The organism is Corynebacterium marquesiae, assembly GCF_030229635.1.
GTDB lineage: Bacteria > Actinomycetota > Actinomycetes > Mycobacteriales > Mycobacteriaceae > Corynebacterium > Corynebacterium marquesiae.
Window position 1 is genome coordinate 100676 of sequence record NZ_JASPII010000003.1, and the last position, 15337, is coordinate 116012.

Consider the following 15337-nt stretch of genomic DNA (forward strand, 5'->3'; position numbering starts at 1 on the left):
TGATCCTTAAATCTATAGCTCTAGTTGCGGGTAAGCTCCCGCGCGGCCGCGGCGAATACATCACCGCGTTGAGCCATGCCGGTATACATGTCTAACGATGCCGCAGCCGGCGCCAAAAGAACGGTATCCCCGGCGTCGGCGTGTTGCAGTGCAGCCTCCACCGCAGCATTCATGGCTGCGAAAGGCTCCTGCGTTTCGATGATGTCCACCGGGGCATGCGGCGCGTGGGCGGCGAGGGCCCGGGCAACCGCTTCCCTATCCACGCCCAGGACTACCGCGGCTTTGATGTGGGCGGCGTGCTTGGCGACGAGCCCGTCCACCTCCGCACCTTTCAACTGCCCGCCGGCAATCCAGACCACGGAATTGAGCCCCTTGAGCGCCGCATCCGCCGCATGCGGGTTGGTGGCCTTGGAATTATCGATGAACGTGATGCCGGAATGCTCATGGACCACAGCGCCGCGGTGCCCGGCGACGGTATATGCGGCCAGCCCCTGCGCAATGGACTCTGGGGTGGCGCCTGCCAGACGCGCGACGCTGGCTGCGGCCGCAGCGTCTAGAACTCCTGCCAGACCGGCGGGCTCAATGCCCTCTGCGGACGCGAGATCCTCGCGCTTCTCGCTAAGCCGCGAGACAAGACGGCCGGCACTTACGCCCACCTCTCCCTGTATAGGTTCAGCAGCAGTAAAGCCGAAGAGGTCTGCGGTATCCGCGGCGTAGTGGACCGCCTCGGCGTCATCCTTGCCCACCACAGCGACTTCACCGGAGAGCACCTTGGCCTTCGCGCGGGCATAGGCATCAAACGATCCGTGCCAATCCAGGTGGTCATCAGCCAAATTCAGTAGCACGCCCACATCCGGGCGCACATGGCTGGACCAATGCAACTGGAAAGAAGATAGCTCGGCGCAGAGAACGTCGACGCGGGGGGTGGCAGTGAGGGCGTCGAAAAGCGAAACGCCGATATTGCCCACCGCCAGTGCGCGCTTGCCGGTGCGCTCTGCATCTGCCTGCATAATCTGGGCCAACATACCGGTAGTCGTGGTTTTGCCGTTGGTTCCGGTAACTACCAGCCAGGTACGCGGCGCACCGAAGACGCCCGCACGATCCAGGCGATACGCGAGCTCCACGTCACCGATGACCTCTACCCCAGCGTCCTGGAGGGCGACCAACAAGGGCGAATCGGGACGCCAGCCCGGCGAAGTAACCACAAGGTCAAAATCGCCTTGGGCGGCAGAATCGACGGAGACGGTTGCTACCCCGTATTCCTCCGCCAATTCCGCCAGCGCGGTCTCCTTGGAATCTGCCACGGTGGTATCCACCCCGAGGCTTGCCAGCATTGCAACGCAACCGCGTCCCGATACTCCCGCCCCGGCCACGAGCACTCGCCCGCGCAACGAGGATGGCAACTCGGTCATCTCTATTCCTCTTTCCTCGATAAAGCTAAAAAGGCGTGAGTCTTAGGAAGCAAAGCCAACCGCAGACAGCCAGTCGCCGTAGAAGATGCATACGCCGGCAATAGCGGCCATGGCGCTTAGCAGCCAGAAGCGGGTGACCACGGCGGTCTCAGCCCAGCCACCATTTTCAAAGTGATGGTGGATGGGCGCCATGCGGAAGAAACGCTTTCCGGTGCTTCGGAAGACGATGATCTGGATAACCACGGAGACCGTCTCAATTACGAAGATGGCGCCGATGATGATCATGAGCAGTTCGGTGCGAGTGGTCACCGATAGGCCGGCGACGAGGCCGCCAAGTGCAAGCGAACCGGTATCGCCCATGAAGATCTTTGCCGGTGCAGCATTCCACCACAAAAAGCCCAAGCAACCGCCCAGGCCAGCGGCAGCCAGTACGGCCAAGTCGAGCGGATCGCGAACCTCATAGCACCCCGCCGCTGGCGACACGGCGCAAGAGTTACGGAACTGCCAGAAGGAAATCAGTGCATAGGCGCCCATCACCATCGCGGTGGTGCCTGCGGCCAAGCCGTCGAGTCCATCGGTGAGGTTCACGGCGTTCGACCACGCAGCAATGAGTAGATAGAGAAAGACCAGAAAAACAATGGTGCCGATGATGGCGCCGCCCACGGCGATGTCGAAGGTTTCAAAATCGCGAACGAAGGAAAGATTGGTAGACGCTGGGGTCAATCCGTGTGCATCTGGGAACTGCAGCGCCAGGATGCCGAAGATGAGCGCCACCGCCAGCTGACCTACCAGCTTGGCGGTCTTGTTCAGGCCGAGGTTGCGCTTTTTGAACAGCTTGATGAAGTCATCGGCAAACCCCAGACCGCCAAGCCCCATCGTGAGGAAGTAGACCAAGAGACCGGAGGGGCTAAAGCCACCGTTACCGGTCACACGGGCATAAATTCCCACCACGAGATAAGCCACGGTGATGGCCAGCAAAATCGCCAGACCGCCCATGGTGGGGGTGCCGCGCTTGCGCAAGTGCAGCTGCGGCCCGTCCTCGCGAATTTCTTGCCCCTTGCCTACCCCGGAAAAGTAGCGGACCAACATGGGAGTGGTAAAGATCGCGACGAGGAAGCTGAGGATGCCCGCGATAATGATCTGAGTCATTGCTAGAGGTCTTTCTCCTTGTACTGAGGACTAACGGCGATTGAGCTGTTCTGCCACGCGCCACAGGCGCTGGGCATTCGATGACTTGATGAGGACTACATCTTTGGCCTCGCGCCCCGTCCAATCTTCGATGCCGGCAGGCGCTACCCTGACGATGTCTTCGACCGCCGCCGCAGCGGCGTCAACATCTGGGCTGATAGTAGTATTTATACCCCGCGCCCGTGCGGCCTCAACCATGGCCCTCATATTATCGTTGTCTCCCACGGCCACGAGGTGGTCAACGTGGTACTTGGAAAGCACCTCGCCCAATGCGCGGTGTGCGGCCACTGCTTCTCCGCCGAGCTCGCCCATCTCACCGAGCACGGCGATGGCGCGGGCATCCGGTCGGGCGGCCGAGGTATAGGCCAGCGCGGCAATGGCCGCGTGCATGGAATCGGGGTTGGCGTTATAGGAATCATCGATGGTGGTTACTCCATCGCGGCGGGTACGCACGTCCATGCGGTGTTCCGAGGCATTCTGATGCCCGGAAAGCGCGTTAGCTACTACCTGCGGGTCCATGCCCGATTCGATAGCAGCCGCGGCCGCAGCCAAAGCGTTAGAGACCTGGTGCTTGCCAAAGACCTGCAGCTTTACCGGAAGCGGGTCTGTTCCCGGCGCATGCAGCACAAACGAGGGGCGGGCGACGTCATCGAGCTGGATATCGCTGGCGTAATACTGGGCGTCGGAAACCGGCGGCTTATTGGCCGAGTAGTAGACGACCTTGGCCGAGGTGCGCGGCGCCATGCCGGCGACGAAGGGATCATCGGCATTGAGCACGGCGACGCCGCCTTCAGCGGCCGAGGGCAAGGCTTCAACGAGCTCGCCTTTGGCCTGGGCAATATTCTCGCGTGAGCCAAACTCGCCCAAGTGCGCGGTACCAACATTGAGTACCACGCCGACGGTAGGGGCAGTAATGGTGGTCAAGTGGCGGATATGACCGATGCCGCGGGCAGACATTTCGGCAACCAAGAAGCGAGTGTGCTCATCGCAGCGCAAAGCGGTATACGGCAAGCCGACCTCGTTATTAAAGGAGCCGGGAGGAGCGACGGTGTCACCCTCAGCGCGGAAAATCGTGGCCAGTAGGTCCTTGGTGGAGGTCTTACCGGCCGAGCCAGTCACGCCGACAATGTCTAGGCCCTGCTCGGCGGTCAGGCGGCGGGTGACCTCCCGCGCAATATCGGATAGCGCCTGCACCACCGCGGCGGCCGAGCCGTCCTCGTCATGGGCATAGATATCCGCGTTGGCGGCATCACCGGTAACGCGGCCTTGGGGCTTGACGACGACCGCCGGAACCCCCACCGGCCGCGCCGCCAACACCGCCACTGCGCCCTGCTCGATGGCCTTTTCTGCATAATCGTGGCCATCCACACGGGCGCCGGGCAAGGCAAGGAAGAGCCCGCCCTTAGTTACCTTGCGGGAATCGAATTCGATGAACCCGGTAACGCGCTGGTCTGGGTCAGACACGCAATCGAGGCTGCCCCCGGTGATTTCGGCAATATCGGCAATAGAAAGTGGAATCATGTCTACTCCTTCGCATCCCCAAGGGTATCGCGGTGCGGGGTTCCGGCCAGCTTTTCCTCGATCGCGCGGGCCATTTCCTCGCGGTCATCAAAATGCAAGGTCTTTCCGTTCACGAGCTGTCCCACCTCGTGGCCCTTGCCCACGACGATGACGGCATCGCCCGGCTCGGCCCAATCGACGACCTCATCGATGGCACGGGCGCGGGAGCCTACCTCGCGGATATCGCCCTGCGGGGCGGCCTCACGCGCACCCGCCATAACCGCCGCGCGAATGGTGGCGGGGTCCTCGGAGCGCGGGTTGTCATCGGTAACCACGGTAAGGTCAGCGCGGCTGGCTGCGGCTGCGCCCATGATGGGGCGCTTAGAGCTATCACGGTCTCCGCCGGCTCCGACGACAATGCCGACGCGGCCCTTGGTTCCCTCCAGTTGGCCGCGCAAGGTGTCGAGCACCGCAGCGATGGCCGCTGGCTTATGCGCGTAGTCCACCACGGCCACAAAGTCTTGGCCGCGGTCGATGCGCTCCATACGGCCAGGGACTGCGACCTTCTCCACTCCCGACAGAAACTCCGCCGGATCCTCTCCTACCGCGGCGGCCATGCCGAGCGCCAAGCAAGCATTGGCGATATTGAACTCGCCAGGCAGCGGTAGCCGGAAGGTGAAATCGGCACCGTCATAATTCAGGGCTACCTCCTGGGCACCGGTGGCCTCAGTGGCGGTTTGGCGTGCGCTTATCGTGGCCGAAGCGCCTTGGGTGGCAACCGTAGTCACTTTGTGGCCCGCGCCCTTGGCGACGCCGCGCATGCGCTCGCCCCACTCATCATCGATGCAGAGGACGGCCCGCTCCGCCGCCTGTTCCCCAGCGAAAAGCTTCGCCTTAGCTTGGAAATAGTCCTCCATGGTGGGGTGAAAATCGAGGTGGTCCTGGCTCAGGTTCGTAAACCCGCCTACCGCAAACCGAGTTCCGCGCACGCGTCCCAACTCCAGCGCATGCGAGGACACTTCCATCACCACATGGGTAACGCCCTCGTTCTTCATGCGCGCGAAAAGCTCTTGCAGGGTCGGCGCCTCAGGCGTGGTGAGCGAGGTGGGGACCGGATCGCGGTTGATTCGAGTACCGGTGGTCCCGATTAGGCCCACGGAATGCCCGGTGTGGAGCAGGCCGGCCTCCAGCAGGTAACTGGTGGTGGTCTTGCCGGAAGTTCCGGTAACGCCGATAACCGTCAGGTCGCGGGTGGGGTGGCCATAAATCTCGGCGGAAATGGGTCCGAGCACGGCACGAATATCGTCCACCACCACAATGGGGCGGGTCTCTTGGGCCTCGGTAAGCAGGTCGAGCCCGGCGGCGTCGGTAAGCACAGCTGCAGCCTTAGTATCGCGGGCGAACTGCGCGCCGTGTGCACGTGTGCCCGGCAGGGCGGCGAAAAGCGCGCCCTCAGGCAGCTGGGAAGAATCCAGCCCGCACGCGGAGACCTCCACGGAGGCATCACCAATGACGCGCCCACCAGAAAGCTGGGCGAGAGTATCCAAAGAAACGGTCATACTAAGCTCCTATTGTGCCCGCAGGGTCAGCCGCGGTGCTGGTTTCGAAGTCGGAATATTGTCACGGTTAAGCAGCCACGAGGCGATGTCGCGGAAAATCGGCGCTGCCGATTGGCCGCCGCCTCCATTGTCCTCCACGCCGGTTTTGGGTTCATCCAACATGACGGCAACGACGAAGCGCGGATCATCGGCCGGGGCAATACCGGCGAAGGTGATCCAATAGGCGGAATTCGAATACGCCCCGGTATTCGGATCGACTTTTTGAGCCGTACCGGTTTTGCCGGAGAGCTGATAGCCCTTGAGCTGCGCATTACCGGCCGTGCCATTTTGCAGGCCGGCGTCATCGTCTTGGAAGACGGCGCGGAACATATCCACCGTTGTCTTGGCGGTTTCAGGGCTTAGCACCTGAGTCTTTTTCGGTTCCTCCAGCTTTTCGTCCTTACCGTCTGGCCCCTTCACAGAATCAATGATGCGCGGCTCGATGCGCTCGCCGCCATTTGCCAGTGTTTGATACACACTCGCCATCTGCAAGGTGGTCCACGACTGGCCTTGGCCAATGGGCAGGTTGGCGAAGGTGCCGCCGGACCATTGCTCTAGATCCGGGACGCTGCCGGCCGATTCGTTCGGCAGCTCAACGCCCGTGGTATTGCCCAACCCAAACTTCTTTAGGTAATCGGCGTACTTTTCTTGGCCCAATTTATCGGCGATCATCAAGGTGCCAACGTTAGAGGATTTACCAAAGATGCCGGTGGTGGTATACGGCTCGGTACCGTGTTCCCACGCATCATTCACCGTCACGCCCGCCATATCGATGGAACCGGGGACCTGGTGCACCTCATCCGGAGTGGTCACACCCTCCTGCAGTGCGGCAGCCGCGGTAACCACCTTCGCTACAGAACCCGGCTCATATGGATGGGAGACGCTGCGGTTTTCAAAGTCCTTGCCTTCATCGAGCTGATCCTCAACATTCTTATTGGGATCCACTGTATCCGTATTTGCCATGGCTAGGACCTGGCCGGTTGCAGCATCGAGGACCACTGCTTCTGCACCGGAAGCCTTGGAGTTGGCCTTAGCCTTTTCCAGCTTTTGCTGAACGTAGGTCTGCAGGTCCAGATCCAAAGTGAGGGTGACGTCGCGACCATCAACGGTATCTACGACGTCACGCAGCGTGCCCGGGATCACCTGGCCATCTGCGGATACGTCCTCGGTGGACTGGCCGTCAATGCCAGTAAGTTCCGTATCGCGCGCGGCCTCGAAACCGAACTGTCCATGGCCATCCATCGACACTTTGCCCACAACGTTTTCACCAATGGCGCCGTTGGGGTATTGGCGGATGTCTTGGCGGTCCGCTGCCACTCCGTGGTACTTATTGGCGATCTCTACGGCAACATCCGGATCGACATTGCGCACCAGTACCTCATACTGGGTATCGGCTTTGAGCTTATTGAGGATGTCGTCCTTATCCACCTTGGAGGTCGAGGCGCCGGAATCCTCAATCAGCTTCGGGATTCCCTCAGACATGTCCTTGAGGGTCTGCTCCATCTTCTTGGTGAGAAAGCTATCCAGCTTCTTATCATCCATGCCCTCCGTCGAGCCATCTTTTTGGGCCTCGATCTCGGCCTTGTCTTTTAGCTCATCGCGCAGTCGGGTCGGTGAGACGGTCAAGGAACGAGACTTCATCGTGTAGGCCAAGCGCTGGCCATCGCGGTCTAAGATCTCTCCCCTACGGGCCGGCTCAATATAGACGCGCTCACGCTGGGTGACGGCTTTGGCGGAAAGGTCTGGGCCCCACACAAGCTGTACCCAGGCTAAGCGGCCAGCGAGGACGACCATCGCCACGAGCACCACGGATACGATGATACGCAGGCGTTTGCGCATCATTTTCTTTTGCGGCACCGCGGAGCTGGCAGAGCGGCGCGGGCGGCGCCTAGCCTTACTTGGCGTAGTCACAGTCCAGTGTCACCTTCCCTATTTCCGCCACAATTTCTTGCGTGTATTGATTGTGCCCTACAAAAGTGAGAATGCCCGCGCCACCACGCGCGAGCATCATCTTTTTCACCGTTAATTCTTCCCTAGCTATTCGGCGCGGCTGGCATACGGCGCACGGGCTGGAAGATTGGGTCGCGCATTGTCTTGGACAGCACCAGCAGCGCCGGTCTCACGATCCGATTTACGGTCGGCATCGCCACCATTGCTGGTGCGCTGCTGTCCCTGTGGCACGGCATTGAGGGAATCCGACATCCCCTCCGTATCCTTTGGGTCGCTGGAAGCCTGGCCCGGGCGGATTGGTTCACCGTTGACATCAATGAGCTTTTCAGTATCCGGGGTGCCTTCGCGCTTGTCGACGATCTTTCCATCGCCGCCAACTTCCGCAATGCCCGGCTGCTTAGGAATAGCCATTCCCATTTCGTCCGCGCGGCGCGCAATATCAGCAGAAGAGCTGAGATTCTCTGCATCGCGGTTGAGGGTCTCAATCTGGTTATCCAGTTGGGAATCCTGCACGGTCAGCTGCTGGATGGCAAAGGTTTGCTTGGTAGACAGACCGGACAGCCACATGGCCAAGGCCACACCGACGATAAGCAGCGTAAGGGAAATGACGCCCAACCGGGTAAGGAGCCCGTTCTTCTTCGTCTGCGGCTGCAGCTGACGGCCACGGAAGCTCACTACCTGCTTCGAACCCAGGCGCTTCGTGCTGCGGTGCGGTACCCGAGTGCGGCTCGGGGCACGCTTAGTGCTGGGACGCTCGCGCAGCGCCGTCGGGGCTCCGGTATCGATTCCGGTGGTGAAGTCTCGGCTGGCGCCCATGGTGCGAGTGGCCTCTCTATCGCGGCTGTCAGTCTTTAGGTGGTTGCGGCGTGGGATGGTGCTCATTGCCTGCCTCCCGACGGTAGAAATTCTGGCATTCCCTCGAGTCTTTCGATGGCACGAACACGTACCGACGCGGCTCGCGAATTTTCTGCGATTTCCTCTTCAGAGGCCTTTTCCGCCCCGCGCGTAACAATCTTGAACTTCGGCGCGGTGCCCGGCAGATCCATCGGCAACCCAGCCGGCGTCTTGGAAGTGGTCAGTTCTTTGAAGGCTGCTTTAACGATGCGGTCTTCCAAAGATTGGTAGCTCATGAATACGGCACGGCCGCCTTCCGATAGCGCCTGGGTTATGACCGGCAGGACATTTTCGATAGCTTCCAACTCGCGATTGACCTCAACCCGCAGCGCCTGGAAGGTGCGCTTGGCGGGGTGCCCTCCGGTACGGCGGGTCGCAGCGGGAATGACATCATAAAGTAGCTCAACGAGCCGCGCGGAGTTGACGAAAGGCTCCTTGTCGCGCTCTCTCAACACGGCGGAGGCAATTTTCCCAGCGAAGCGCTCATCGCCATAGGTCTTGAGGACCCGCGCTAAGCCACCGTGCGAATAGGTATTGAGTACATCCGCCGCAGTAATCCCCTGCGAAGGATCCATGCGCATATCTAGCGGCGCATCCGCCTTATAAGCGAACCCGCGGTCAGCTTGGTCTAGCTGCATCGAGGAAACACCAAGATCAAAGAGAGCGCCGGCAATGCCTACGGTGCGGGCCGAATCAAAGATGTCGCCGTCACCTTCCGCGATGGCGCTGCCCAGCTCATCGAATCGTGCGTTAACGCCGACGAAGCGATCGCCGTAGGGCGCAAGACGTTCGGATGCATTGCGCAACGCCTGCTTATCGCGGTCAACGCCAATGACTCGCGCCTCGGGGAAAGATTCCAGGAAGTAGCGAGTGTGACCGCCGGCGCCCAGAGTGGCGTCAACAAGCACGGCCTTATCCCCCGCCGCTTCAACTTGGGGGCGAAGGAGATCGGCCATGCGCTCGCGCATGACTGGCACGTGGCCGTGGTTTTCGGTCACATCATAATTTAGGTCTTTGGTAGCCATGTCTCCCCGCAACCCCCTTTCTCAAATTCCTGACTTCCAGTGGTGGAAAGCATGCGAGTGCGTATAGGGCCCTGTCCGAGGCAGGTTTCTGATATCGGGGAAGTACACCAGAATCATCCGCCTCAGACAGAGTCCTTACACGCACTCTTGTACAGGCTTAGAGCAAGCCCGCCAGTACGTCATCGGCATCTGCTGCCGAATAAGCATCTTCAGTTTGCGACTGGTACTCAGCCCACGCGGCTGCGTCCCAAATTTCGAGAAAGTCCACAGAGCCAACCACAACGCACTCCTTGGACAAGTTGGCATATTCCCGATGTCCCGCGGACAACGTAATGCGCCCATGCCCGTCCGGCCGTTGTTCGTCCGCACTTGCTGCCAAGTTACGGATAAAAGCACGTGCTTCTGGGTTGGTTCGAGAAACCGCCGCAGCCTTCCGTGCGCGTGCCGCAAATTCCTCCCGCGGGTACACGGCCAGCGAGTGGTCCTGCCCCTTGGTGACCATGAGGCCACCCGCGAGTTCATCGCGAAACTTTGCCGGAAGCGTAAGACGTCCCTTGTCATCGAGCTTCGGAGTGTAGGTTCCGAGAAACATCCCGGCGTCCACCTTCCTTACTCGAAAACTCCGGATTCTCTTACTTCAGAATCGAGACCCTTGAGCCCCTCTTTCCTCCGCTGCGCCCCACTCTACCCCACTTTCTCCCACCTAACCCACTTAAAGCGGCGTGTCCCTCGGATTGCTCTCGATTACTCGCAGCTAGATAATGGTTTTTCCAGTGGGAAGAAATCCCACGAAAGGCCTTGACAGCCCACTACAATCACCCCACTCACCCCACCCGCAACACCAACATAATGAGCCTCAATCCACACACCAACCCCATATACTGTGTTATCGAGGACTTTTAACTAAGCCCACGGGATAGTTACCCCACCAGTTCCCGCCTAGCACCCCTTCCGTGGGGCAAAGTGGGGAATTTTGGCGCGGCACAAAAATCCCCGGTTGGCCCTCACTGGGCCAACCGGGGTGAACCACATCAATAAAGCGTTAACGCTCCTCAAAGCGGCGACGGAAGTTTTCCTCCAACTTGCCGCTGACTCCACCACTGCGAGACGCGGGCTTCTTTGCACGGGCACCGGAGTAATGACTCTGTACAGAGTGACCGGAACTGTCTCCACGCAGCATCCACACACCAGCGGCAAACATCACCAAAAAGCCCGCGATAGAAAGCGCAATAAACCACAGGCTTTGCTGCGCGAGAGCAACTCCACCAACAAGCATGCACAGCCCAACGACGACGAGCGCTACACCTCGGAGGGTTACCGCACCGCCAGATCCGCCGAACGACGTAGGCTCAGAAACGGAAGCGCCAAACTTAGGATCGTCAGCAAGTAACGATTCCTCAATTTCACGGAGCGTGCGCTGCTCCTGCTCGGAAAGAGACACTGTTCCTCCAACTAGGGATTGAGCTTCGGGCGGTAATAGTTCTATCTATACTAACGCCCAGAATAATCAGTATGTTCCCCAAAAGGTAGTGAGCGCCCCCACGGAGTGACTACGCAGCAAAAGAGCCGAAAGTAGTCGCTGCCTCACTTTCATCCAAAAATTGTGCGGCATGCTGCATGAGGCCATAAACATATTCCTCGCTCGGCGCTTCATCCAGCCCCGAAGACACGCGCGCACGAGTCCGCGAATATCCCTTAAAGGATTCAGCCCACCGCTTGTCTTCCACACCAACGAGCGCTAACCGATCCCATGCACTGGAGGGAAGGCGGCGGCGCCGAGCCACTACAGATACAGCTACTCGTGCGCCAGCAGTACGTAGAGCCGATTGGTACGCCACCTCTAAGGCTTGATCGAATCGCCCCTCAGCCGCATAACCGCGCGCAGCGTCTAATAATTCTCGTGCTTGGAAGAGAAATCGTGCCCGCTTGCCACTTTCTCGCCCAAGAGAACGAGTACGCGTTGCCGAAATAATCTGTGCCATTGTTTTGTCCTTAGCTAAATAAATAACGTCGTTGAACTGTCCCCGACCCTAAGCAAGCCGCCAGACATTTCACTGTTAAGAATAGTTCACGTGTTCGATTCGATCAACGCTAATTGCAGGCCACAAGTTAACTGCAGCCCTCTTGTTCGATTCGCTCTTGTGACTTTCAAAGAACAAAGTGGGCCTCGCTTTCCTTCCGCTACAGACATCTGGTGTCATAGGAAGTGTGAGCTTTGAAATTCGCCGCCTAACCCCGCCGGAATTCTCCCTGCTAGCCCCGCAGTTGGTGGAAATCTACATCGAGGCAATGCACTACAATCCCGCGATCTTGCATAGCCGCATCTCAAGCTGGCGAAATGACGTGACCCGCCCCGGATTCAGCGCGCAGATTGTCACCCATGACAATGGCATCGTCGGCGTGGCCTATGGGTTCTTAGGCTCCCCAGATAGCTGGTGGGACGCTGAGCTTCGCCGGGGGCTCCGACTACAAGGCGGGCCCACCGAAGAGCAATGGGACATTGTGCGCAACTACTTTGAGTTGGCAGAGATTCACGTCTTGCCGCAGTACCAGGGGCACGGCCTAGGCAGAAAACTATTAGAGGGATTGCTATGGAATGCCCCGGCGCGCTACGCACTGTTGTCCACACCCGAGGTGCCGAACGAGGATAACGGTGCCTTCCGTCTCTATAGAGCCGCCGGCTTCTTCGATGTACTCCGTGATCATCTCTACCCCGCCGATGCCCGCCCCTTTGCCATATTGGGCGCGAGCCTGCCGCTGTAAACCTCTGTTATTTCTTGCGCAGCCTAGCCGGTATCGTGTGGGGTGTGACTATGCAGAATATTCCTGAGCTTGCGGAAATCCCCGGTGCAGTGCGCGAGGAACTCGCCACCTTCCTTGATCAACGCCGAGAGCAGGTGGCGGAAATTGGTGCCCCGGTAACCAAGGCCGTGAGCTTTTTGGAATCCTTCGTGCTTGACGGCGGCAAGCGAGTGCGCCCTACCTATGCTTGGGCGGGCTACCTTGCTGCAGGTCGAGGAGAAGAAGATCCCACGGCTATGCTCCGCGCGGCCGCCTCTTTGGAATTTATCCAGGCCTGCGCTCTTATCCACGATGACATTATCGATGCTTCAAATACCCGTCGCGGCAATCCTACGGTGCACCGGGGCGTCGAAAAGCTACACCGCGAATCGGAATACTTGGGGGATCCAGAATTCTTCGGCACCTCCGTAGCAATCTTGGTGGGTGATTTAGCGCTTGTTTATGCAGAAGACATGTTCCAAGATTCCGGCCTGAGTGCGGCCGCTCTGCACCGTGCCCGCAGCCCGTGGCGCGGCATGCGCACTGAGGTTATCGGTGGACAGCTCTTGGACATCTCTTTGGAGGCAGCAGGGTCCGAATCAGTAGAGCTTGCCAATTCCGTCAACCGCTATAAGACGGCCGCTTATACCATTGAACGCCCGCTGCACTTGGGCGCCGCCATCGCCGGTGCGAGCGAGGAACTTATCGCGGCCTTCCGCGGCTATGGGCACGATATAGGCATTGCCTACCAGTTGCGCGACGATCAGCTGGGTGTTTTTGGCGATCCCGCGGTGACCGGCAAACCTGCCGGTGATGATCTGCGCGAAGGCAAGCGAACCGAACTTTTAGCGCTAGCGCTCCAGCGCGCGGATGAGTCCGATCCACACGCTGCTGCTACCTTGCGCAAGCTCGTTGGCCACACCTCAGATCCCCAGGAGCTATCGCGCCTGGCTCAGATCATCGCTGATTCGGGCGCACCAGAAGAAATTGAGCGCCGCATCGATTCCCTAACGCAATCGGGCCTGCAGCACCTGCACGCCGCGAAGGTGGATCCCACAGTCACCGAAACCCTAGAGCAGTTGGCTATCAAGGCTACTGCTCGCCGCAAGTAGGTTGTGCCGTGGCAAAGACGTACTCTTTTCCCATTCCGCGCGCGCTGCCGCTAGGGCTATCTGCCTCCTGCATTTTGCTGCTCGCGTCCTTCTCTGGCGGCGCCACCCGCAACCGTGGAGGACTCCTCGAAGCCTTAAATATCGGATTCTTGTCCTATGGGCATGGGCGCAATCTCGGCCTCGCGCTGTACTGGGTGGGTATTTTCCTCTTAGCCGCGGCGTGGGTGCTAGCTGGGCGCACCATCATTCGCCCGCAGCTCAAAAATCCTCTGCCCGAGGGCGGCTTGCGTGACATCCAGCGCATCCTCATCGCCTGGGTAGCTCCCCTTTTATTAGCCGGGCCATTGGCCTCACGCGATGTGTATTCCTACCTCATGCAAGGTGCTATGGTGCGCGATGGCTTTGATCCGTATACCGAAGGTGCCGCCGTTAACCCCGGACCCTTCCTCCTTGAGGTATCACAAGATTGGCGCAATACCACCACACCTTATGGTCCCCTTCACCTGTGGATAGGAGAACTGGTCACCAGCCTGGTAGGCGATAACGTCACTGCAGGCGTGGTGCTCTATAAGATTCTTTCTCTGCTCGGGTTTATTACCATCGCTTGGTCAATCCCCCGCATCGCCCGCAAACTCAGTGCGGATCCAGCGGTAGCACTGTGGCTTGGTGTAGCTAATCCAGTTATTATCTTGCACCTTATCGGCGGCATGCATAATGAATCACTCATGGTGGGGCTCGTATCGATCGGACTGCTAGCGGCATTGCATAAGCGCTTCCACGCCGCCCTCATCCTCGTGGGCACGGCCGTGGCCATGAAGGCAACTGCGGTTATTGCGGCACCGTTTATCGTATGGATGATGCTCCACCACTATGCCCCCAAGGGCTCCAGTAAGTGGCGACAACTTGCTGTCTTTGTGCTATCTGGCATCGCCGCAGTGGCAGAAATCATCGCCGCAGTAGCCCTCATCACGTGGGTTTCCGGCACATCGTGGGGCTGGCTATCGCAGGTAAGCGGCAATTCCAAGGTGATTAACCCGCTGGCAGGTCCCACCTTGGCCACCGATGTTATCTTCCCGGCGGTACAAATATTTATGCCGGATGCGTCCTATAACGCCATCTTGGCCGTCCTGCGTAGCATCGCAATGGGCTGCATGCTCATTGGGCTGGTGACAGTATGGTGGCTCTGCCGCAGGAACAACCGCGACGCCATTATGGGGACCGCGGCCGCATACCAAGTTGCCTTCGTTTTCAATGCCGTGACCCTACCGTGGTACTACGCCTCAATCTTCACCCTGATGGGCACCTTCCGGCCGCCGCTCTGGCTCATCAAATTCACCACCGGCGTGGCCTTGTTTATTGGCGTCTCCTTCTCCGGCGATGGCAATCACCAGCTCTACAACTGGTTCTGGGTCATCGGCATGATTGTGGTGGTGTGGTTTGCCACCCAGTGGATCTTTGAAGGCGTGCCTAAAAAGCGGCAGCCTGCGCGCGCCGAATAACCTCGCGGGCAAGGTGACCGTGCAGGGCATCGATCGGGCGGCCCGGCAGCGAGTCATCCTCGGTAAAGAGATGCCTGAAAATTTCGTCGTCCTTATAGCCGCCGTCTGTCAACACGGTAATTGCGGCAGTTACATGCTTGGCAATGACGTCCTTGTCGTTAAAGAAGGCCAGCGGTACGCGCTTTCCTTCTGGGGAATCCCAGGCAATGAACTTTCGGTCCTGCAGCAGGTCATAAGCGCGTGTAATGGGCAGGTCTAGCTTTTCTGCCACCTGCTGCATGCTGAGCAGTTCTTCGTTAGCGAGCAAGGAATCGAGGGATTTTTCTTGATTAGTCACGTTCTCTACTTTAACGCGGGCTAGATGATCGGCCATACTGG

Annotated in this window: 14 protein-coding genes; 3 read left to right on the forward strand and 11 right to left on the reverse strand. The window is 59.3% G+C overall.

What is annotated here, in order from left to right:
- Nucleotides 1–20: 20 nt before the first annotated feature.
- From murD to QP971_RS03165, 10 genes are all read right to left on the reverse strand, one after another.
- Nucleotides 21–1412 (reverse strand): UDP-N-acetylmuramoyl-L-alanine--D-glutamate ligase, encoded by a 1392-nt coding sequence (murD, locus tag QP971_RS03120; RefSeq protein ID WP_239273585.1) that lies wholly within the window; start codon nt 1410–1412, stop codon nt 21–23.
- A gap of 42 nt (nt 1413–1454) precedes the next feature.
- A complete protein-coding gene (mraY, locus tag QP971_RS03125) occupies nt 1455–2561 on the reverse strand; it encodes a phospho-N-acetylmuramoyl-pentapeptide-transferase (protein WP_239273583.1) in 1107 nt (368 codons plus the stop codon).
- 30 nt (nt 2562–2591) lie between these two features.
- A complete protein-coding gene (locus tag QP971_RS03130; protein WP_239273581.1) occupies nt 2592–4121 on the reverse strand; it encodes a UDP-N-acetylmuramoyl-tripeptide--D-alanyl-D-alanine ligase in 1530 nt (509 codons plus the stop codon).
- Nucleotides 4122–4123: 2 nt separating this feature from the next.
- Nucleotides 4124–5659, reverse strand: a complete 1536-nt coding sequence (locus QP971_RS03135) for a UDP-N-acetylmuramoyl-L-alanyl-D-glutamate--2,6-diaminopimelate ligase (protein WP_269953152.1) — start codon at nt 5657–5659, stop codon at nt 4124–4126.
- Nucleotides 5660–5668: 9 nt separating this feature from the next.
- A complete protein-coding gene (locus tag QP971_RS03140; protein ID WP_431831073.1) occupies nt 5669–7540 on the reverse strand; it encodes a peptidoglycan D,D-transpeptidase FtsI family protein in 1872 nt (623 codons plus the stop codon).
- Nucleotides 7541–7735: 195 nt separating this feature from the next.
- A complete protein-coding gene (ftsL, locus tag QP971_RS03145; RefSeq protein WP_269953153.1) occupies nt 7736–8530 on the reverse strand; it encodes a cell division protein FtsL in 795 nt (264 codons plus the stop codon).
- A complete protein-coding gene (rsmH, locus tag QP971_RS03150; RefSeq protein WP_269953154.1) occupies nt 8527–9567 on the reverse strand; it encodes a 16S rRNA (cytosine(1402)-N(4))-methyltransferase RsmH in 1041 nt (346 codons plus the stop codon). Before rsmH ends, ftsL begins: the two co-directional genes overlap by 4 nt.
- Nucleotides 9568–9724: 157 nt before the next feature.
- Nucleotides 9725–10159 carry a division/cell wall cluster transcriptional repressor MraZ gene (mraZ, locus tag QP971_RS03155; protein WP_005324499.1) on the reverse strand — a complete coding sequence of 145 codons (435 nt, stop codon included), beginning with the start codon at nt 10157–10159 and terminating at the stop codon, nt 9725–9727.
- Between the two features lie 450 nt (nt 10160–10609).
- Complete coding sequence (locus QP971_RS03160; protein ID WP_284810853.1) at nt 10610–11008, reverse strand: DUF3040 domain-containing protein; 399 nt, start codon at nt 11006–11008, stop codon at nt 10610–10612.
- A 109-nt stretch (nt 11009–11117) separates the two neighbouring features.
- The gene (locus QP971_RS03165; RefSeq protein WP_239273575.1) at nt 11118–11549 is read right to left on the reverse strand and encodes an SAV_6107 family HEPN domain-containing protein; all 432 of its coding nucleotides are present in this window, start codon (nt 11547–11549) and stop codon (nt 11118–11120) included.
- Nucleotides 11550–11775: 226 nt separating this feature from the next.
- On the opposite strand from QP971_RS03165, the gene QP971_RS03170 reads away from it, so the two are divergent.
- The 3 genes from QP971_RS03170 to QP971_RS03180 are packed head-to-tail and all read left to right on the forward strand — an operon-like array spanning nt 11776 to nt 14959.
- A complete protein-coding gene (locus QP971_RS03170) occupies nt 11776–12330 on the forward strand; it encodes a GNAT family N-acetyltransferase (protein WP_239273574.1) in 555 nt (184 codons plus the stop codon).
- A gap of 50 nt (nt 12331–12380) precedes the next feature.
- Entirely contained in the window at nt 12381–13460 is a 1080-nt protein-coding gene (locus QP971_RS03175) for a polyprenyl synthetase family protein (protein ID WP_239273636.1), read from the forward strand.
- Nucleotides 13461–13468: 8 nt separating this feature from the next.
- Nucleotides 13469–14959: an alpha-(1->6)-mannopyranosyltransferase A gene (locus QP971_RS03180; protein ID WP_269953156.1), complete on the forward strand. Its 1491-nt coding sequence runs from the start codon at nt 13469–13471 to the stop codon at nt 14957–14959.
- Here QP971_RS03180 and QP971_RS03185 read toward each other — a convergent pair.
- Nucleotides 14928–15332, reverse strand: a complete 405-nt coding sequence (locus QP971_RS03185; RefSeq protein ID WP_284810854.1) for an Rv2175c family DNA-binding protein — start codon at nt 15330–15332, stop codon at nt 14928–14930. The two genes, QP971_RS03180 and QP971_RS03185, sit on opposite strands and share 32 nt — an antisense overlap.
- Nucleotides 15333–15337: the final 5 nt, after the last annotated feature.

What these genes read in the sequence shown, in the direction of transcription:
- QP971_RS03130 (WP_239273581.1), bottom strand. Translation starts at nt 4,121, where the DNA reads ATGATTCCACTTTCTATTGCCGATATTGCCGAAATCACCGGGGGCAGC.
- ftsL (WP_269953153.1), bottom strand. Translation starts at nt 8,530, where the DNA reads ATGAGCACCATCCCACGCCGCAACCACCTAAAGACTGACAGCCGCGAT.
- QP971_RS03185 (WP_284810854.1), bottom strand. Translation starts at nt 15,332, where the DNA reads ATGGCCGATCATCTAGCCCGCGTTAAAGTAGAGAACGTGACTAATCAA.
- QP971_RS03165 (WP_239273575.1), bottom strand. Translation starts at nt 11,549, where the DNA reads ATGGCACAGATTATTTCGGCAACGCGTACTCGTTCTCTTGGGCGAGAA.
- QP971_RS03140 (WP_431831073.1), bottom strand. Translation starts at nt 7,540, where the DNA reads ATGATGCGCAAACGCCTGCGTATCATCGTATCCGTGGTGCTCGTGGCG.
- mraY (WP_239273583.1), bottom strand. Translation starts at nt 2,561, where the DNA reads ATGACTCAGATCATTATCGCGGGCATCCTCAGCTTCCTCGTCGCGATC.
- QP971_RS03175 (WP_239273636.1), top strand. Translation starts at nt 12,381, where the DNA reads ATGCAGAATATTCCTGAGCTTGCGGAAATCCCCGGTGCAGTGCGCGAG.
- rsmH (WP_269953154.1), bottom strand. Translation starts at nt 9,567, where the DNA reads ATGGCTACCAAAGACCTAAATTATGATGTGACCGAAAACCACGGCCAC.
- murD (WP_239273585.1), bottom strand. Translation starts at nt 1,412, where the DNA reads ATGACCGAGTTGCCATCCTCGTTGCGCGGGCGAGTGCTCGTGGCCGGG.
- QP971_RS03135 (WP_269953152.1), bottom strand. Translation starts at nt 5,659, where the DNA reads ATGACCGTTTCTTTGGATACTCTCGCCCAGCTTTCTGGTGGGCGCGTC.
- mraZ (WP_005324499.1), bottom strand. Translation starts at nt 10,159, where the DNA reads ATGTTTCTCGGAACCTACACTCCGAAGCTCGATGACAAGGGACGTCTT.